Genomic DNA, 2,574 nt, shown 5'->3' on the forward strand with positions numbered 1-2,574 from the left:
TCTATCTTTGACACCGTTCTGAACGGTATCACTATTCGCGGCTCAATCGTTGGTACGCGTCTTGATTTGCAAGAGTCATTAGATATGGCGGCTAAAGGCAAGGTAAAAGCGACCGTTGCCGCTGAACCACTTGAGAATATCAATGATATCTTTGAGCGTATGCGTGACGGTAAGATCGAGGGACGTATCGTGATTGACTATTCGATGTAGTGATCAGCAGGTAGCGTTACGACGTACATCAGTTATGCTATCTCTTATCGCTTTATTCTTAAAAACTGGTCGTATTGTTTTCAGTGCCGTGCTATTAATAGTATGCGCGTAAACGGTACGACCTTTTATATTTTCTTAATAAAAGGTGAACAAATCAGATTGCAAAGACAAGGAGTCCGATATGAAACTTGAAGCAACCCCATCTTGCATCGAATTAATTGAGCTATTGAAGTCCAAGCACGGCGATCTCATGTTCCATCAATCTGGCGGCTGCTGTGATGGCAGCTCGCCGATGTGCTATCCGTTAGGCGAGTTTAAGACTGGCGCTCAAGATGTGCTCGTCGGTGAGCTGGCAGGCTGTCCGTTTTATATGGGTCGTGCGCAGCATAAGCTGTGGCAACATACCGATCTAACTATCGATGTGGTCAATGGTCGCGGCGCAAGTTTTTCGCTTGAGATACCAGAGGGTAAGCGTTTTATTGTGCGCTCGGAGATTTGTGCGGTAGATGTCGAATGATTCTTAGTTGATATTCACCACCCCGCGGCATTTGGGAAACTGGCTACAACCGTAAAATACCTGACCTTGACGCGCGCCTTTTTTAGCCACGCGCTTGAGCATCTCGCTATTACATTTTGGACAAGTCATGGTTTGGGCCAAAATAGTAGGCTTTTTAATGTCTTCAAGAATCGCTATTGGTTGCTCAAACGCCCTAAGCGACTCACTTTTGTCATCTACAACCTCAAACGGCGTCATAAAAACCGCGTTTTCGCTCGTAAATGGCATTCTCGACGGATCATCTTGTTCAACTTGACCTGACCACTGATGTACCTCACTACTCTTAAGCGTCTTTTTTGCTGTTAGTTTCGAGGATGATTTAACGTCTAATTGCCTCTCAGACTCTTTGGTAGTGTTAGAGTTGTTTTTCTTTGAAGTGCTATGTTTATTTTTTAAATAGGCTTTATGCTGCCGATTAGTACGCCAAGATTTATTAAATCTATTAGTCTCAATCTGCTCAACGATAGACTTGACCTCTTCTTCGCTGAGTATCTTATCCTGTTTTTTCTTTACATAAGAGGCCATACCGCTCGTTAGTACATGCTCTGACAGCTCATCACGCGTCTTAATCTCGCACTCACCAATGAAGGCTATCATAGAATGAAAGTAACTCATATCCAGCTCAAGCAGATCCGCTAGCGTTTTGATGTGTAGATAATTCTGCCGAAGTGGATTTTGAAATTTAAATTTTCGACCATTTGCGAAGGCTTGCGTCCACTGACGCTGCTTTTCTCTACCATATATCCAGCCTTTATAATTCTTGGTTTCAATCACAAAGATGCCATACACTGAAACAATGATATGATCGATCTGGGTACTACCGTCATTAGCTAGTGGCAAGGTAATATTGTTTAGACGATGATAAATGTCTTTTTCAAGCTTGAGCCACATAGCGACATTAATAACGGTTTCGCCCAAAACACCTTTGAAACTGGACATAAGAGACATGGTTTTTATCCTTAACCTATATTCTTAGAATAGTTATCTAACTGGCACTTCCATCACCAGTACCTGCGCCTTGCTAATGACATCCATCGCAAACTTATTCGTCTCGGTAATACCCAAGCCATCACGCGGCTGCAATACAGTGCCATCGATAATCACACTGCCTGAAATCATAAAGACATAAGCGCCACTGCTGGTGTCATTTAAGGCATAAGTTTTGGTCACGCCTGCATCAAACTCACCGACACTAAACCACGCCTCTTGATAAATCCACAAGCCTGCGTCATCTGCATTTGGTGATAGCACTTGAGCGAATTGGTTATGCTTTAGCAAATCAATAATACTGACCTGCTGATAGCGCGGAGTGACGTTTTTTTTGTTAGGTTCTAGCCAAATTTGTAGGAACTTCACAGGTATATCTAGGCTGACATTACTCTCAGAATGTACGACGCCTGTACCCGCTGACATGATCTGAATCTCACCACTTTTGATGATACTCTCGTTGTCCATATTATCCTTGTGCAACAGCGTGCCCGATAATGGAATACTAACAATCTCCATATTACGGTGAGAGTGTGAGCTAAGTCCGTGCCCGCCTTCGATATGATCATCGTTAATGACTTTAAGTGCGCCAAAGCCGACCCGCGCGCGATCGTAATAGTCGCCAAAGCTAAAGGTATGCTTAGATTTTAGCCAACCCTGATAGGAGCCGCCACGTTTATTTGCAGGATGATGGATAGTTTTCATAATATATCCTAGTTTGAGTGACCCTATGAATATGTTAACTCATAAAAAAGAGCTGCTAGATGATTCTAACAACTCATTTATCACTATTAAATTTTAGCTTTTAGCTTTTAGCTTTT

At 42.7% G+C, this 2,574-nt stretch carries 3 protein-coding genes and 1 pseudogene; 2 read left to right on the plus strand and 2 right to left on the minus strand.

Annotation, left to right across the window (positions count from 1 at the left end):
* Positions 1-210: pseudogene (locus tag ACTXGO_RS12230) on the plus strand (zinc-dependent alcohol dehydrogenase); the annotation flags it as partial.
* 181 nt (positions 211-391) lie between these two features.
* Complete coding sequence (locus tag ACTXGO_RS12235; protein ID WP_443542001.1) at positions 392-727, plus strand: DUF779 domain-containing protein; 336 nt, start codon at positions 392-394, stop codon at positions 725-727.
* Between the two features lie 3 nt (positions 728-730).
* Here the strand turns inward: ACTXGO_RS12235 and ACTXGO_RS12240 are convergent, their stop codons facing one another.
* Both ACTXGO_RS12240 and ACTXGO_RS12245 read right to left on the minus strand, forming a co-directional pair.
* The gene (locus tag ACTXGO_RS12240; RefSeq protein WP_443574742.1) at positions 731-1,714 is read right to left on the minus strand and encodes an NERD domain-containing protein; all 984 of its coding nucleotides are present in this window, start codon (positions 1,712-1,714) and stop codon (positions 731-733) included.
* 33 nt (positions 1,715-1,747) lie between these two features.
* Positions 1,748-2,458 (minus strand): pirin family protein, encoded by a 711-nt coding sequence (locus ACTXGO_RS12245; protein WP_435949332.1) that lies wholly within the window; start codon positions 2,456-2,458, stop codon positions 1,748-1,750.
* Positions 2,459-2,574: the final 116 nt, after the last annotated feature.

The organism is Psychrobacter sp. T6-1 (genome assembly GCF_052258445.1).